General features: G+C 69.5%; 13 protein-coding genes. 6 read left to right on the top strand and 7 right to left on the bottom strand.

What is annotated here, in order from left to right; genetic code table 11:
- The first annotated feature begins 96 nt into the window (after positions 1 to 96).
- The 5 genes from ACZ5PO_RS20265 (at position 97) to ACZ5PO_RS20245 (ending at position 5,671) form a co-directional block, all read left to right on the top strand.
- On the top strand, positions 97 to 846 hold the full coding sequence (locus tag ACZ5PO_RS20265) for a GntR family transcriptional regulator (protein ID WP_464183458.1): 750 nt from the start codon (positions 97 to 99) through the stop codon (positions 844 to 846).
- Between the two features lie 133 nt (positions 847 to 979).
- A complete protein-coding gene (locus ACZ5PO_RS20260) occupies positions 980 to 1,852 on the top strand; it encodes a fumarylacetoacetate hydrolase family protein (protein ID WP_464183456.1) in 873 nt (290 codons plus the stop codon).
- 96 nt (positions 1,853 to 1,948) lie between these two features.
- Positions 1,949 to 3,568 carry an FAD-dependent monooxygenase gene (locus ACZ5PO_RS20255; RefSeq protein WP_464183454.1) on the top strand — a complete coding sequence of 540 codons (1,620 nt, stop codon included), beginning with the start codon at positions 1,949 to 1,951 and terminating at the stop codon, positions 3,566 to 3,568.
- Entirely contained in the window at positions 3,568 to 4,761 is a 1,194-nt protein-coding gene (locus tag ACZ5PO_RS20250) for an FAD-dependent monooxygenase (RefSeq protein WP_464183453.1), read from the top strand. Before ACZ5PO_RS20255 ends, ACZ5PO_RS20250 begins: the two co-directional genes overlap by 1 nt.
- Positions 4,762 to 4,795: 34 nt before the next feature.
- Positions 4,796 to 5,671, top strand: coding sequence for a VOC family protein (locus ACZ5PO_RS20245; protein ID WP_464183452.1), 876 nt, complete (start codon positions 4,796 to 4,798; stop codon positions 5,669 to 5,671).
- An 8-nt stretch (positions 5,672 to 5,679) separates the two neighbouring features.
- Here ACZ5PO_RS20245 and ACZ5PO_RS20240 read toward each other — a convergent pair whose 3' ends face one another.
- The 7 genes from ACZ5PO_RS20240 to ACZ5PO_RS20210 form a co-directional block, all read right to left on the bottom strand.
- Positions 5,680 to 6,312: a DsbA family protein gene (locus ACZ5PO_RS20240; RefSeq protein ID WP_464183451.1), complete on the bottom strand. Its 633-nt coding sequence runs from the start codon at positions 6,310 to 6,312 to the stop codon at positions 5,680 to 5,682.
- A gap of 125 nt (positions 6,313 to 6,437) precedes the next feature.
- Positions 6,438 to 6,752 carry a BrnA antitoxin family protein gene (locus ACZ5PO_RS20235; protein WP_464183450.1) on the bottom strand — a complete coding sequence of 105 codons (315 nt, stop codon included), beginning with the start codon at positions 6,750 to 6,752 and terminating at the stop codon, positions 6,438 to 6,440.
- Complete coding sequence (locus ACZ5PO_RS20230; protein WP_464183449.1) at positions 6,733 to 7,041, bottom strand: BrnT family toxin; 309 nt, start codon at positions 7,039 to 7,041, stop codon at positions 6,733 to 6,735. Before ACZ5PO_RS20230 ends, ACZ5PO_RS20235 begins: the two co-directional genes overlap by 20 nt.
- Before the next feature lie 157 nt (positions 7,042 to 7,198).
- Complete coding sequence (locus tag ACZ5PO_RS20225; protein WP_464183448.1) at positions 7,199 to 9,406, bottom strand: 3-hydroxyacyl-CoA dehydrogenase NAD-binding domain-containing protein; 2,208 nt, start codon at positions 9,404 to 9,406, stop codon at positions 7,199 to 7,201.
- A gap of 68 nt (positions 9,407 to 9,474) precedes the next feature.
- Positions 9,475 to 10,683, bottom strand: a complete 1,209-nt coding sequence (locus tag ACZ5PO_RS20220; protein ID WP_464183447.1) for an acetyl-CoA C-acetyltransferase — start codon at positions 10,681 to 10,683, stop codon at positions 9,475 to 9,477.
- A 106-nt stretch (positions 10,684 to 10,789) separates the two neighbouring features.
- The gene (locus tag ACZ5PO_RS20215; protein WP_464183446.1) at positions 10,790 to 12,583 is read right to left on the bottom strand and encodes an acyl-CoA dehydrogenase C-terminal domain-containing protein; all 1,794 of its coding nucleotides are present in this window, start codon (positions 12,581 to 12,583) and stop codon (positions 10,790 to 10,792) included.
- Positions 12,584 to 12,991: 408 nt separating this feature from the next.
- Positions 12,992 to 13,450 carry a MerR family transcriptional regulator gene (locus ACZ5PO_RS20210; protein WP_464183443.1) on the bottom strand — a complete coding sequence of 153 codons (459 nt, stop codon included), beginning with the start codon at positions 13,448 to 13,450 and terminating at the stop codon, positions 12,992 to 12,994.
- A 304-nt stretch (positions 13,451 to 13,754) separates the two neighbouring features.
- Between ACZ5PO_RS20210 and ACZ5PO_RS20205 the strand changes: the two genes are divergently transcribed.
- Complete coding sequence (locus tag ACZ5PO_RS20205; RefSeq protein WP_464183442.1) at positions 13,755 to 16,328, top strand: hypothetical protein; 2,574 nt, start codon at positions 13,755 to 13,757, stop codon at positions 16,326 to 16,328.
- Positions 16,329 to 16,427: the final 99 nt, after the last annotated feature.

Here is a 16,427-nt window from a genome sequence, read left to right as displayed (position 1 = left end):
TGTAGGAATCGTTCACGCTTTCGCCGCGGCCCAGGCGCATCCGAGCGCCGCGGACGCGCCGGGAGCGTGCCGTCACGCAGAGTGTAGAGGTCCCCCATGCCGAACGACAGACCGAAGTCGGCCCGTCCCTCAGCCAGCCAGGCCAAGACCCAGACCAAGAGCCCGACGCTGGCCTCGACGGTGGAGCAGCACCTGCGGCGCGACCTGGCGCTGGCGGTGTTCATGCCGGGCGAGAAGCTGTTCATCGACGCCCTGCGCGAACGTTACGGCACGGGCTTGAGCCCCGTCCGGGAAGCACTCAACCGGCTCTCCGCCGAAGGCCTCGTCGTACAGTCCGATCAGCGCGGCTTCCGGGTGCCTCCGGTCTCGGTCCGCGAGCTGGAGGACCTCACGCGGGCGCGCTGCCTGCTGAACGAGATCACCTTGCGCGAGGCCATCGCGCGCGCCGACGAGGCCTCCGACGAGGCCATCGTCCTGGCGCTTCACCGGCTCTCGCGAACGCCTCCCTATGACCCCGAGGACAACGAGCGGATCAATGTCGAATGGGAGGAGCGGCACCGCGCCTTCCATGCCAGCCTGATCGCGCCCTGCGGCTTGCGCTGGTTGCTCGAGTTCGACTCCCTGCTCTTCGAGCAATCGTCCCGATACCGGGCGTTGACCGCCCATTCGCACCGGCCGCGGGACGTCGCCAAGGAACATCAGGCGATCGCGGACGCCGTTCTGGCCCGGGATACGGATTTGGCCCTGCGATTGCTGAACGCCCACATCAGCCACACGTCCGATCTCGTCAAGGACATCGCCAGGAGGCACGAGACGTCCTCCGGGCCCGTTGCCCCGGTGGCGTGACCGGCATCCCGTGGCGGCCTCGGGCCCCACGACATTGGCGACGCGCGCCACCACGGCTATCGCCACGCCGTCTTGATAAATCGATTTTTATGAATTATATTTATAAAAATCGATTTATTTAGGGATGGCGACAATGCGATTTGTCAACTTTCAGGCTGGCTCCGGTAGCGAGCTGGGTATTCGTTCGCCCCGGGGCATCGTCCCGCTGCGTGCGGTGGCTCCTGGCCTGCCGCGCGATCTCACACGGCTGCTGGCGCTCGGGCCGTCGGCGCTGGCGGACATCGGCGAGGTGGCGCGCGGCGAGGCGATCGACCCCGCCGCCGTGCGCCTGCTGCCGCCGACGACCACGGCGGGAAAGATTCTCTGCCTCGGCCTGAACTACGAAGACCATGCAGCCGAGTCGAAGCAGCAGCGGCCGGATTTCCCCGTCGTGTTCATGCGGGCCACCTCGTCGCTGGTGGCGCACGGCCAGCCCATCGTCCGGCCGGTCCAATCGGCCGCCCTCGACTTCGAGGGAGAGCTCGTCGCGGTGGTCGGCCGGCAGGCACGGCATGTGCCGCGCGAGAGCGCACTGGACTACATAGCCGGCTACTCGATTTTCAATGACGGCTCGATCCGCGACTACCAGATGCGCACGCCGCAGTGGACCGTCGGCAAGAACTTCGACGGCACCGGCGCCTTCGGGCCGGATGTCGTCACCGCCGACGAGCTGCCGCCGGGAGCCGCGGGCCTCGCCATCGAGACGCGGCTCAACGGCGAGGTCGTCCAGAGCGCCAACACGCGCGACATGATCTTCAGCGTCGCCGACACGGTGGCGCTGCTGTCGGCCTGCATGACCCTGGAGCCCGGCGATGTCCTCGTCATGGGCACGCCCGCCGGCGTCGGCGGAGCCCGCAAGCCGCCGCTCTGGATGAAGCCCGGCGACGTCGTCGAGGTCGCCATCGAGGGGATCGGCACGCTGACCAACCCGGTCGCTGCCGAACGCGAGCCGGGCGCAGCCGCCTAGAGCTTCGAGCGGATGATGGCTCGCGGAGACGTCATCCCGCTCCAAGCCTTCGCTCGGACCAGACAAAAACAGGCCGCTCAGCGGCGGGAGGAGACGATGAAGGAGACGCAGGTGCTGATCGCCGGCGGCGGCCCCGTGGGGATGACCCTCGCCGCCGTCCTCGCCGACTTCGGCGTGCGCGCCACCCTGGTCGAGCGCAACGCCACGACCACACGTCATCCCAAGATGGACATCACCAACGGCCGCAGCATGGAGCTGTTCCGACGCTTCGGCCTGGCTCCTGCGCTGCGGGCGGCCGCCGTCCCCGAGGATCACGTCTTCGACGTCTCCTGGATCACCAGCCTGGCGGGGCACGAGCTGCACCGCTTCCGCTACCCGAGCCCGCAGGAGGCGCGCGCCCTCATCCGGGCGCGCAACGATGGCACCCAGGCGCTCGAGCCGGCCATGCGCGTCTCGCAGGTCGAGATCGAGCCCGTCCTCAAACGGGCGATCGACGCCCGTCCCGAGCTCGACGTGCGCTTCAGCGTGGCCTTCGAGGATTTCGAAGCCGACGACGCGGGCGTCACGGCGGTCCTGCGCGACGCCGCCACGGGCGCCACGGAGCGCCTGCGCTGCCAATACCTCATCGGCTGCGACGGCGGCGGCAGCCGCATGCGCGATCGGCTCGGCATTGCGCTCGACGGCACACCGCGGGTGGGCGAGCTCTACATGGTGCACTTCCGCTCCACCGAGCGCGATCTGCTGCAGCGGTGGGGCACCGCCTGGCACTACCAGGCGCCGCAGGGCACCATGATCGCCCAGAACGACGACGACATCTGGACCATCCACGCGCCGGTTCCGCCCGGCGTCGATTCCAGCACGCTCGAGCCGCGCGCCCTGCTGGAGGCCTTCGCCGGCCGTCCCTTCGCTCACGAGATCCTCGTCGCCAATCCATGGACGCCGCATCTGCTGCTCGCGGACAGGTACGGCGCGGGGCGCGTCTTTCTGGCGGGCGATTCCGCCCACCAGTTCATTCCCACTGGCGGCTACGGAATGAACACGGGGATCGGTGATGCCATCGATCTCGGCTGGAAGCTCGCGGCGACCATCCGGGGCTTCGGCGGCCCCGCGCTGCTTCGGTCCTACGAGGTCGAGCGGCGCCCCGTTGCCCATCGCAACCGTGACGCCTCCGGTCGTCACATGGGCGTCCGCGTGGAGATCGCCCACGCCTACCAGCCCGGGCTCGACGAGCCCGGGGAGGCGGCGGCCGGGCGCCGCGCAGAGACGGCGGCGGCCATTGCGGCCCTGGGTAATGCCGAGAACGAGAGCTTCGGCATCGAGATGGGTTATATCTATGCCGGCTCGCCGGTCGTCCTCGAGCAGCCGGGCGCCGCGCCTCCGTTCGATCCCGTGATCTACCGGCCAACGACCGCGCCTGGCGCGCGCCTGCCGAGCATCTTCCTGGCCGACGGCACCCCGCTCTACGACCGGCTCGGCCCTTGGTTCACCCTGCTCGACTTCGGCCGCGGCAACCCCTCCCCGTTCGTGGCAGCCGCCGACCGTCGCGGCGTGCCCTTGGCCGTGGTCGCGCTGGATGAGCCTGCGCTCGCTCCCATCTATGGACGCGACACGATCCTGGTCCGGCCTGACCACCATGTCGCCTGGCGCGGCCGGCCGGAGGCGTCCGTCGACGCCGACCGCGCCCTCGCCACGGCGCTTGGCTGGGGAGCCGCCTGATGGCCCCACTCAAAGCGCTCGTCGTCGGCGCCGGCATCGGCGGCACGGCCGCCGCCATCGCGCTCCGCCGCGCCGGTCTCGACGTCCTGCTGTTCGAGCAGGCCGCCGCCCAGAGCGAGGTGGGCGCCGGCATTCAGATCAGCCCCAACGCCTCGCGTCTGCTCGCGCGCTACGGCCTGGCCGAAGCCATGGCGCGAACCGCGGTCAGGCCGACGGCCATCGAGGTGCGCCGCTGGCAGGATGGCCGCCTGCTCGCCCGCGACGAGTTGGGCGATGCCGTCGAAGCCCGCTACGGTGCGCCCTACTATCACTTCCATCGGGCCGATCTGATCGCCCTGCTCGGCCGCGCCGCAGGCGACGAGAGCCTGCGCATGGGCGCAAGGCTCGTCGACATCGAGCAGCGGCCCGACGGCGTGACGGCCCTGTTCGAGGACGGATCGCGGGCCGACGGCGATCTGCTCATCGGTGCCGACGGCATCCATTCGCAGGTGCGCCACATGCTGTTCGGGCCCGAGCGGCCACGCTTCTCCGGCCACGTCGCCTACCGCGGCCTGGTGCCGGCCGAGCGGCTTGCGCACCTCGCGCTCGAACGCGCGGTCACCAACTGGATGGGGCCGCACGGCCATTTCGTGCACTACTTCGTGGCGGGCGGCCGCTACCTGAACTTCGTGGCCGTGACCGAGCAGAGCGAATGGACTCGCGAGCACTGGTCGGACCGCGCCGAGCCGGATGAGGCGTCCCGCCACTACGCGGGCTGGCATCCGCAGGTGCACGCCATCCTGAACGCGGTCGACGCCAGCTTCAAATGGGCCCTGTTCGACCGCGAGCCCCTGCCCCGCTGGGCGCGTGGGCGCGTGGCGCTGCTCGGCGACGCCTGCCACCCGATGCTGCCCTACATGGCGCAAGGCGCCGCCCAGGCGATCGAGGACGGCGCCACCCTCGCCGCCTGCCTGTTCGGCCGCGGCAGCGACGGCATTGCCGACGCGCTCGCGGCTTATGAGGCCCTCAGGCAGCCTCGCGCCAGCGCCGTGCAAGCCGGCTCGCGCGCCAACGCCACCACCTATCATCTGCCGGACGGGCCGGAGCAGCAGGCCCGGGATGCGGCGCTGGCGACGAAGGGAGCCCGGGCCGGCCGGGCCGCCGAGCTCTACGGCCACGACGCCGAGACCGTCGGCCCCCGGCCGGCAGCGTGAACGAACGGGCGCGGCAGCGCCGAGGAGGATCCCCATGACGCGGGCCTTCCAGCTCGGCTACATCGAGCTCGTCACGGCCAAGATGGACGAGACGCTGGCCTACTACGACACGATCGTCGGAGCGACGACGGTCGAGCGCAGCAACGGCGGCGCCTACGTCAGCCTTGGTCTCGATCACCACAACATCGCCCTGCGGCCCGGGCCGCAATCAGCCCTCGGCGCGCTGGGGCTCCAGGTCACGGGCGATCTGGGCGAGCTGGCGAAGCGGCTCAAGGAGAACGGCCTGACGGCGGCGGAGAAAAGCGATGCGCGCCCGGGCCTCGCGCGCCTCCTCGAGGTCGAGGCGCCGGGAGGCCATGTGCTGCACCTCTACACGGAGATGGCCATGACCGCCCCCGGCTTCCGTCGCGAGGGCGTGGTGCCTAACCGGCTCGGCCACGCGGCGGTGATGTCGACGGAGAGCGAGCGGCTGGTGAAGCTGTTCACCGACGTGCTGGGCTTCAGGACGACCGACTGGTTCGAAGGCGTCGCCACCTTCCTGACCTGCAACCGCGACCACCACGTGCTCAACGTCGTCGCAGCACCTGTCTCCAAGCTCCACCACATCGCCTTCGAGCTCCGGGGGCGGACGCACCACTACGACGCCGCCGATCTGCTCGGCAGCGCCGGCATTCCGATCGTCTGGGGCCCGGCCCGGCACACCGCCGGCCACAACCTCGCCTCCTACCACTTCGACCCGAGCCGCTTCCTGATCGAGTTCTATGCCGACATGGACGTCTACATCCCGGAGCTCGACATGTTCGAGCCGCGGCCGTGGCACGACGTGCTGCCGCTGCGGCCCCGGGTCTGGGCGCCGGGCGATCTCACGACGTGGGGGACGAAGTTCGATTTCGACTTCAGGGCGGTGTGAGCCGCGGCTCACCGCCCCTTCGGTTCGGGCAGAAAGGCCTGCCGGCCGCTCGCCAGCATATGGTCGAGCAGCTCGAGGCGGTCCTGCCCCCAGAAGACCTCGCCATCGACGACGTAGGAGGGAGCGCCGAAGACGTCCTTGTCGACGGCGTTCTCGAGGTTGAGCAGGTAGATCACCTCGGTCGCATCGCCCTTGGCTGCGGCCAGGATCGGCTCCGGCTCGACGCCCACCTCATGGAGCAGTTGCGCCAGCACCGCCTCGTCCGCAAGATTGTGCTGCTTCTCCCAGATCGCCGGATGGGCGAGCGCCAGGAAGGGCGTCGGATCGCGCTTGGCGTGCAGCAGCGCGATGACGGTGCGGTCGGCCAAGGTCGGATCGAACGGCCAGTGCTTCGGCCATAGATGGAAGTCGAGGCCGCGAAGCTGGCGCCAGCGCTGCAGCTCCACCATGCGGTAGCGTTGGCGGGCGGGATGGCGCTGGGCCAGCGGCAAGCCGCCGGTCCTGTCGAACACGAAGCCCAGGCCCACCGGCTTGTAGCTCACCTCGAGCCCGTGCCGCTCGACGATGGCGCGGAACGGCTTGAAGCCGATGTAGGCCCAGGGCGAGGCCAGCGAGAAGAAGTACTCGACGGTGCGGGACATGCAGACGTTCCGTGCACGAGAGCGGCGTCGACGGTCGGCATGACCATCGGCACCCGACGGCCACACTTGTAGAGCATGTTCCGCAAAAGTGGAGGCCGGCTTTGCAGCCAACCGCGGGCGTCGTTTCAGCCCGATCCTCGCTTCAAGGATTCCAGCATCTCACGACGAAGGATCGCATTCAGGCGGGCTTGGTAGCCCTTTCCCTGTGATTTGAGCCACGCCAGCACGTCAGCATCGACACGTGCCGTGATCTGCTGCTTGACAGGCCGGTAGAAACGCCCCCGAACAGCGTTTCTCAGCTGCGCCTCAGTCAGCTCTGGAATGTCGCTTGTGTCGACCGTGTCGTCAGCCGCGTCCCGCGGCCGGGCGAGATCAGCCAGTTGCTCGTCGCTCAAGGGAGGGAGCGTAGCCAAAGTGTAGCTAACGGCTTTCTTCTTCATATCGCTGCCTCTCACGGCGCGTGGCGTGTCGCGCCGAGATGATGCGGATGACCTCAACGGGGCCGCTCTCGGCGGCTTCCTCATCCACCGTATGAGCGACAATCAGAACTGCGACGCCGCCGACAAGGCCCACTGTTTGCCATCGCAATTCGCCGTCCTCGATACGATCCTGCACCGAGAGATGCAAAGGGTCGCGAAAAACCTGAGCGGCCTGCTCGAAGCTCACCCCGTGCTTGCGTCGGTTGGTTCGGTTCTTCCTCTCGTCCCACTCTAACCGAACGACCGTCATGACAACTTTGTAATTATGATTTCGTAGTTATATGGGCGCGCGGCAGAGCTCGGTCAAGCAACATGGCTGCCTCCAGCATTCGGTGCGGCGTTGCCGCGCGCGCTGCTCCAACGGACGGCCGGGCTGGCGGCGCGGCCGTCCGTTGTATTCCACAAAGCTAAGCCGCCTCGCGCACCGGCGCCTCGGCGCCGTAATAGCTGCCGCCGTCCTTCGCCATCTTGATGAGCTGGCGGTTGGGCTTGAAGCGCTTGCCGTAGGCCTTCTCCAGCTTCTTGCTGAGCTCAACGAAGGCCTTCGCGCCCATGCCGTCGATATAGGACAGCGTGCCGCCGGTGAACGGCGCGAAGCCGAAGCCGATGATCGAGCCGACGTCCGCCTCGCGCGGGTCGGTCACGATACCCTCCTCGTAGCTGCGCGCCGCCTCCAGCGCCTGAGCGACGAGAAAGCGCTGCTTCAGCGTCTCGACGTCGATCTCGTCCGGATCGAGCGCCTTGCGCTGGAGCTCCGCCAGGCCCGGCCACAGCCGCTTGGGGCCGTTCTCCGGGTAGTCGTAGAAGCCCTTGCCGTTCTTGCGCCCGAGCCGTCCGTGCGTCTCGACCATGGCGACCAGGAGCTTTTCCTGCTCGGGATCGACCGCATCCTCGCCCAGCTCGGCCTTCGTCGCGCGGGCGATCCTGAGGCCGAGATCGATGGCCACCTCGTCGTTCAGCGACAGCGGACCGACCGGCATGCCCGCCATCTTGGCGACGGTCTCGATCATGGCGGGGGGCACGCCCTCCATCAGCATCAGGTGCCCCTCGCGGATGTAGGCGCCGACGCAGCGGTTGGCGTAGAAACCGCGCGCGTCGTTCACCACGATCGGTGTCTTCTTGATGGCGCGCACATAGTCGAGCGCCGTGGCCAGCGCCTTGTCGCCGGTCTGCTTGCCCTTGATGATCTCCACCAGCAGCATCTTCTCGACCGGCGAGAAGAAGTGGATGCCGACGAACTGGCCGGGCCGGCCCGAGGCGCGGGCGAGCCCGGTGATCGGCAGGGTCGAGGTGTTGGAGGCGAAGACCACCTCCGGCGCGATGACCGCCTCGGTCTTGGCGATCACGTCGCCCTTGACCTTGGGGTCCTCGAACACCGCTTCGATGATCAGGTCGCAAGCCTTCAGATCGGCGTAGTCGGCCGTCGTCCTGATGCGCGCCAGCAGTGCCTCCTTGGCCTCCGGCTTGGCCCGCCCCTTCTTGATCCGCCCCGTCATGAGATCGTCGGAATAGGCCTTGCCCTTCTCCGCCGCCTCCAGGTCACGGTCGAGCAGCACCACGTCCATGCCGGCCTGGGCGGTGACGTAGGCGATGCCCGCGCCCATGAAGCCGGCGCCGACGATGCCGATGGTCTTGAGCTCCGAGGCGGGCACGCCGGCCGGGCGCCGGGCGCCCTTGTTGAGCTCGCCCATGGAGACGAACAGGCTGCGGATCATCGCCGCCGCTTCCTTCGAGCGGAGGATCTTGGCGAAGTAGCGGCTCTCGACCTTGAGCGCGAGGTCCATCGGCAGCTGCAGGCCTTCGTAGACCGAGGCCAGGATCGCCTTGGCGGCGGGGTAGTTGTCGTAGGTCTCGCGCCGGTAGATGGCGTTGGCGGGCGGGAAGATCTGCATGCCGACCGGCGAGAACACCTTGCCGGAGGGCGCCTTGAAGCCCTTCACGTCCCACGGCGCCACGGCCTTGCCGCCGCCCTTGATCCAGTCCTTGGCCGCCTGCACGGCCTCCTCGCCGGGCACGACCGCGTGCACCAGCCCCATGGTCTTGGCCATGGCCGGCTTGATCTGCTCGCCCCTGAACAGGAACTGCAGCGCATCAGGCGTGGCGAGCAGGCGGGCGACGCGCTGGGTGCCGCCGCCGCCGGGGAACAGGCCGACCTTGATTTCCGGCAACCCGACCCGGGTCGACGCCTCGTTCGACAGCACGCGGTAGTGGCTGGCGAGCGCCAGCTCGAAGCCGCCGCCCAGGCAGAGGCCGCGGATGGCAGCGGCGACCGGCTTGCCGCAGGTTTCGAGCTTCCGGTAGAGCAGCGAGAGCTTGCGCGTCTCATCGAAGAAGAACGCCAGCGCGGCGTCCTGGCCCTCGGCGGTCGCGCGGCGCTGATACTCCGTCCGCACGCCCTGGAGCATGGTGAGATCGGCCCCGGCGGAGAAATCGCTCTTGCCCGAGGTGATGACGATGCCCTTGACGGCCGCATCCGCGACCACCGTGTCGATCACCGTGGCCAGGTCCGCCATCATGTCGGGCGTGATCACGTTCATCGAGCGCTCGGGCTGGTCCCAGGTGACCAGGGCGATGCCGTCGGCGTCCGTCTCGACGGTGAAGTTGGCAAGCTTCATGGGCGTGTCTCCAACGCGGCCCAAGACGTCTGATCTCGACGCCAGGCTGCTGCAACCGGAAAGGGCCTTCAGACCCGCTCGATGATGGTGGCCGTCCCCATGCCGGCGCCGATGCACAGCGTGACGAGGGCCGTCTCCTTGTCCGTCCGCTCCAGCTCGTCGAGCGCGGTGCCGAGGATCATGGCGCCGGTGGCGCCGAGCGGATGGCCCATGGCGATGGCGCCGCCGTTCACGTTCATGATCGCCGGGTCGATCTCGAACGCCTGGAGGTAGCGCAGCACCACCGAGGCGAAGGCCTCGTTGAGCTCGAACAGATCGATGTCCGAGATCTTCATGCCGGCGCGCTTGAGCAGCTTGTGGGTCACGTCGACCGGGCCGGTGAGCATCATGGCCGGCTCGGAGCCGATGTTGGCGAAGGCGCGGATGCGGCCACGCGGCTTGATACCGGCCGCCTTGCCGGCCTTCTTGCTGCCGATCAGCACCGCGGCGGCGCCGTCGACGATGCCGGAGGAATTGCCGGCGTGGTGCACGTGATTGACCCGCTCGACCTCCGGGTGGGCCTGGATCGCCACGGCGTCGAAACCGCCCATCTCACCCATCTCGGTGAACGACGCCCTGAGCTGGCCGAGCGACTGCATGTCGGTCTGCGGCCGCATGTGCTCGTCGTGGTCGAGGATGGTCAGGCCGTTGATGTCCTTGACCGGCACGACCGAGCGCTTGAAGCGGCCGTCGGCCCACGCGCGGGCGGCGCGCTTCTGGCTCTCCACCGCGTAGGCGTCCACGTCGTCGCGGTTGAAGCCGTACTTGGTGGCAATGAGGTCGGCCGAGATGCCCTGCGGCATGAAGTAGGACTTGATGGCGATCGCCGGGTCCATGGGCCAGGCGCCGCCGGCCGCGCCCATGCCGACGCGGCTCATGGATTCGACGCCGCCGCCGATGGTCATCTCGTGCTGGCCGGCCATCACCTGGGCTGCGGCGAAGTTCACCGCATCCAGGCCGGACGCGCAGAACCGGTTGATCTGGATGCCGGGCACGTGGTCGCCATAGTCGGCCGTCAGTGCCGCCGCGCGCGCGATGTCGCTGCCGGCCTCGCCGACCGGGTCGACGCAGCCGAGCACCACGTCGTCGACCAGCTTGGTGTCGAGGTCGTTGCGGTCCCGGATCTGCTCGAGCACGCTGGATGCGAGCTTCAAGGTCGAGCATTCGTGCAGCGAGCCGTCCGACTTGCCGCGGCCGCGCGGCGTGCGCACGTGGTCGTAGATATAGGCCTCAGCCATGTGAGCCTCCGCTTCGCCCGCCGACGCGGCAGGCGCGTTCGACGCGATTGATCAACGTAGATCTGGGGATGCAACGCCTCGACGACACCGGATTGCCGACGAACGCTCAGAACGCCTCCGCCGGCATCGCCATCATGGTGTCGGCGCCCGAGCTGATCCGGGCGAGGTGCGCGCCGGTCTCCGGCAGCATGCGCTCCATGAAGAACTTTCCGGTGAGCAGCTTGGCGTCCATCTGCGCCGCGGCGCCGTCACCCTGCGCCTTCTTCTCCAGCGCCACCTTGGCCATCTGCGCCCACATGTAGCCCAGCGCCACGAGCCCCAGCAGATGCATGTAGTCGTAGCTGCCGGCCCCGGCGTTGTCGGGCTTGGCCAGGCCGTTCTGCATGAACCACATGGTCGCCTGCTGCAGGTGGCCAAGCGCCGCCTGCAAGGGCTTCAGGTAGGGCGCCAGGGCGGCGTTGGCCTCGTTCTCCTTGGCGAACGCCTGCACCTCGCCGAAGAAGGCCATGATCGCACGTCCGCCGTCGCGCGGCAGCTTGCGGCCGACGAGGTCGAGGGCCTGGATGCCGTTGGCGCCCTCGTAGATCATGGCGATGCGCGCATCGCGCACGAACTGCTCCATGCCCCACTCGGCGATGTAGCCGTGACCGCCGAACACCTGCTGCGCCTTGACGGCATTGTCGAAGCCGCCGTCGGTGAGCACGCCCTTGAGCACCGGCGTCATCAGGCCGAGCAGGTCGTCGGCCGCCTGCATCGCCGCCTTGTCCTCGGTGCGATGAGCCACGTCGCTCTTGAGCGCGGTCCACAGCACGAACGCCCGGGCGCCCTCGTTGAACGCGCGGATCGACAGGAGATTGCGCCGCACGTCCGGGTGCACCAGGATCGAGTCCGCCGGCTTGTCGGGCGACTTGACGCCCGAGATCGAACGGCCCTGCAGCCGGTCCTTGGCGTAGGCGACGGCGTTCTGGTAGGCGACCTCCGACTGGGCCAGGCCCTGGATCGCCACGCCGAGCCGCGCCTCGTTCATCATCACGAACATGGCGTTGAGGCCGCGGTTGGCCGCGCCCACGAGCCAGCCGGTCGCGCCGTCATAGTTGAGCACGCAGGTGGAATTGCCGTGGATGCCCATCTTGTGCTCGATCGAGCCGCACGACACGCCGTTGCGCGCCCCGAGCGAGCCGTCGGCGTTGACCAGGACCTTGGGCACGACGAAGAGCGAGATGCCCTTCACTCCCTCCGGCGCGCCCTCGATGCGGGCCAGCACCAGATGGATGATGTTGTCGGCCATGTCGTGCTCGCCGGCCGAGATGAAGATCTTGGTCCCCGAGATCCTGTAGGAGCCGTCAGCCTGCTTGGCCGCCTTGGTCTTGATCAGGCCGAGGTCGGTGCCGCAGTGCGGCTCGGTGAGGTTCATGGTGCCGGTCCACGTGCCGGCGATCATCTGCGGCAGATAGGTCTTCTTCTGCTCGTCGCTGCCGTGCACCGCCAGCGCCGCCGCGGCGCCCATGGTCAGGCCGGGATACATGGAGAAGGCCATGTTGGCTGCCGACGAGAACTCGTTGATGGCGGCCGCCAAGGTGTAGGGCAGCCCCTGCCCGCCATGCTCCGGGCTCGCCGCCAGGCCCATCCAGCCGCCGGCCGCGAAGGCCTGGTAGGCTTCCTTGAAGCCCTTGGGGGTCGTGACCGAACCGTCCTCATGGCGCTTGCAGCCGTCGAGGTCGCCGACCCGGTTCAGCGGCTGGAGCACCTCCTCGCAGACCTTGGCGCCCTCGCCCAGGATCGCCTCGATCACGTCGGGCGACGCGTCCGAAAAGCCCGGCAGATTGCTGTAGCGCTCGATGTTGAAGACGTCCCTCAGCAGGAACAGCACGTCGTCAACGGGTGCCTTGTAGGTGGGCATCGGACCTCCCCTTGCCGGCCTTCGCCGCAATATGAGCCGTGGAAGCGACGACGAACCCCGCCGTCGCGACCTCGGCCGACCGGCCGAACCCGCGACGCACGAAACCATCGGCCGCCCGCTATAGTTCACATATAAACCATCTCGGGGCATCGCGGAAGAGGCGCACGGCAATATGGCAGCCCCCGGCTGGGGTGGCGCTCCGGCCCGCCGCATATCCGCACGTCTTGCTGGACGGCCGCTTCGCCTGGAGCGCGTCGTGATCGGGGCGGCATCGCCCCATCGCGAGAGAAGCGCTCCGAGCTCAGGCAGGTGAAGCTCGAACCCCGGAGCGGAGGCTGGCCTCGGGGAAAATCCGATGCTAAGACAAGGAGCTAGAGCGCCAGCGCCATTTCCACGGGAGCCTTGTCGCTACTCGCGATGCCCCCCCGAAGCGTCCAGCCGGCCCACCAGCCGGATCCTGGTCTGTATCAGCTCGTCGATGGCGGCTTCGATGTCGGCCTTCTGGCGCTGCAGATGACTGATCTGATCCTCGACCTGCGCCACCGACAGCTTGAGATCGGCCGCCTGCCCGGTGGTGCCGCTCTCCAGCATGACGGCGATCTCGCCCAGGGTGAAGCCGAGCTGCTTGCCCTTGAGGATCACCTGAAGGCGCTCGCGGTCGCGGGCCGTATAGACGCGCGCGACGCCTCGCCGCTGCGGCTTCATGAGCCCGCGGTCCTCGTAGAAGCGCAACGTCCGCAACGTCACGCCAAACTCCTTGGCCAGGTCTCCGATCAGGAACGTCCGCTCGTCCGCCCTAGCGCCCGAGCCGGACGCCGCAGGCCCGTCATTGCTCGCGCCAACCGCATCCTTGAGCTGACTGGTCATGGTCCCTGCACCTGACATGGGCGGCACGAGTCCCTTTGCGCACTTGCGGCTTCGCCTCTTACAGTCAAGCTCTGGATGGGCAAAGGCAAGGCCTAAGACGAACGTCCTTAACTTAGTTTTTACCCTATTGTCGAAATGTGACGGTGGGACGTTCGCTGAGGGCCGGAGAGAGACCGGACGGCCTTCTCTATTTGCCATGCCTGCGTCCGCCATCATGGCTCCTTCGGCTAAGGCCCAGCCCCGCATGCGGACATTCGACACCCCGATCTCAGCCGCACCGGACGGGCCTCCTGAACAAGGCAATTTGCGGGCCGCAAGCACCGGCCGGCCCGGCTCCGAACGGGAAGCTGCCCAGATCCCGCTGGACCGCATCGCCGCACGGCTGCTGGCGTATTCGGACAGCAGCGGCTCGGCCACCTTGCGGCGCACGTCGCCCTCTCGTCCGAAGGCACGCCAAGGCGGTGGCGGACGGCCCGACATTTTCGAGCCGCGTGCGACGGCCGCCGACGGCCAGGGAACCAGCAAGCCCAGCTCGCATCGGCCGGAGCCTGCGGCGGCGGAGCCCGTGGCCGGCAGCCCGGCGGAACCGGTCGGCCGGGACGATCTCGTGACCAAGCAGGACCTGCGCGCGCTGCACGATGCCGTCGACCGCGCGGGCCAGGCGATGGCCCGGCAAACGCGACGCGAGGCCGAGGAGGCGATGGCTGCTCCGGTTCGCGCCCTGCGCGACGAGGTGCGCGGCCTCGCCAAGACCATGGGGCGGTCGCCGGGAACCCGGGCCCTCCAGTCGCTCGACCGGCGCCTGGACGAGATCAGGACGTGCATCGACGCGCTGGTGCGCGACGGCGATGCACAGACCGCCGAGGCGCTCCGCATCGATGGACGCCTCGACCAGATCGACGCGCGCCTGAGCGGCCTGACGCATGCCGTGGACGGGCTCTCTCCCGCCGCCGGCGCCGATACGTTGGCGGCGCTGCGGGCGGAAATCGTCCGCCTGACCACGCGGCTGGAAGCCCATGAGGTCAAGGGCACCGATCTCTCGCCGGTCCTGAGCGCGGTGGAAAAGGACCTCGGCGAGATGCGCGCGCACATGGACATGGTGCGCGATCTTGCGGCCAGAGGGGGCGCAGGCACGTCGCCTGCCGGCCCTACCCCGCCGCCGGAACAGGCCGGCGACATCCGCCGCAGCCTCGCCGAGATCAGGGCCGCGCAGAGCCACGGCAGCCGCCAGAGCGAGCAGGGCTTCGAGGCCATGCGCCGGTCGCTGGCCGAGCTCACGCAGCGGCTGCGGACGATGGAGCAGCCCGGCGCCCGGCCCGGCCCGGGGAGCGAGCCGCGCGGCCCTCGCGCCGATGCCCGCGTGCTCGTCGGCGCCGGTGCCGCGCCGTCGGTGTCACCTACCCCGCGCGTCGCCCCGCCGCGCCCAGCGGCGGCCCGCAGCTCTTCGATCACGGCTCCCGCCGTACCGGTCACGCCGGCTCCTGCGGCGGCGCCCCAGCCGCTCCCGACGGTCGATGGCGCCGTGATCGAGCCGCCGGCAGCGAGCGACCCGCTCGACCGGCCGCTTCGCCCGGACGAAACGCCGCCGGCTCGCGTGCCGGCCGGGCCGGCGATGGCGGGCGGCCTCGTCGCCGCACCGGCCACGATCAAGGCCAGCTTCATCAACGCCGCCCGACGGGCGCGCGGCCTCATCGGCGAACCGGCTCCGGCCGGCGGGGTCGAGCCGGCGGCTCCCGCGGCCGCCCCGGTCGCCGCGCCGGAGCCGTCGGCCGAGCCCGAGGGACCGGCGCCCGCCGACGCGTGGCGCGTGAGTGAGGTGACGCTGGTCGAGACGGCGCCCAGCCAGGCGCCGGCGGTCGAGCCGCATCCATCGCCGTCCGCGGTTCGTCCGCCCAGCCCGGCCGATGCCGCCCTGGCCCGCAGCGCCAAGCCCGGCGTGAAACCCCGCTCGCCGATCAAGCGGGGCAAGCGCCCGTGGCTCGGCAGGCGCGGCCTGTTCTGGGCAAGCGGCCTCGCCATCGCCGCAGTCAGCGCGCCCGCGGCGGTGTCCATCGTGCAGCAGCTGCCGACGGGCCAGCCGAAGGCGCCTTCCCCCGGCCAGCCGGCCGCGCAGGCATCGAAGGCGCCGGCGCCGCTCGCGCCGGCGCCCGTGGGCGACGCATCACCGTCCAAGGCGCCCGCAGCGCCGGCGCAGGTGACGGCATCGCCCAGCGCCACGCTTTCCGAAAGCCCGAACGCGATCTACGACGTGGGCGACCGGCTGGTCGAAGGCGGCGGTGGCGCCAAGGACCTGAAGCTGGCCGCCACGATCCTGGAAAAGGCTGCCGAGCGGGGCCTGGCACCGGCGCAATACCGGCTCGGCCGCCTCTACGAAAAGGGGCTCGGCTTGGCCCGCGACCCGGCGCGCGCCCGTTTCTGGTACCAGCGCGCCGCCGTGCAGGGCAACGTCAAGGCCATGCACAACCTGGCCGTCCTGTGCGCCGACGGCGCCGAGGGCAAGCCCGACTACGCCGTCGCCGCGATGTGGTTCCGGCGGGCGGCAGAGCTGGGCCTGAGCGACAGCCAGTTCAACCTGGCCGTCCTGCTGACGCGCGGCCTCGGCGTCAGGGCCGACGCCACCGAAGCCTATACATGGTTCGCCATAGCCGCCCGCCGCGGCGACGCCGAGGCGGCCAGGCGGCGGGACGAGGTCGGCGCCGTCCTCAGCGCACTCGCGCTGGGGAACGCCCAGGCAGCCGCCGACCGCTGGCAGCCGCGACCGCTGGATCGCGCCGCCAACGAAGCGGCCCCCGGCACCGATACGCCCACCCCCGCGCCGACCCCCCCGGCGCCGCCGAGCGCCAGCAGCCCGGCGCCCGCCCGCAGCGACCGGGCGTAAGACGGCGTTGCTCTCTGCCGACTTACCCGGTCACTTGAAATCGCCGGCATTTGTGAGCTTGGTTTAGCCCAAGGCCATCTTGCAGGGCGGGCGCCGCCG

The sequence above is a fragment of the Chelatococcus sp. KU-N122 genome, from assembly GCF_055391085.1.
This window is presented reverse-complemented; position numbering and strand designations above follow the sequence as displayed.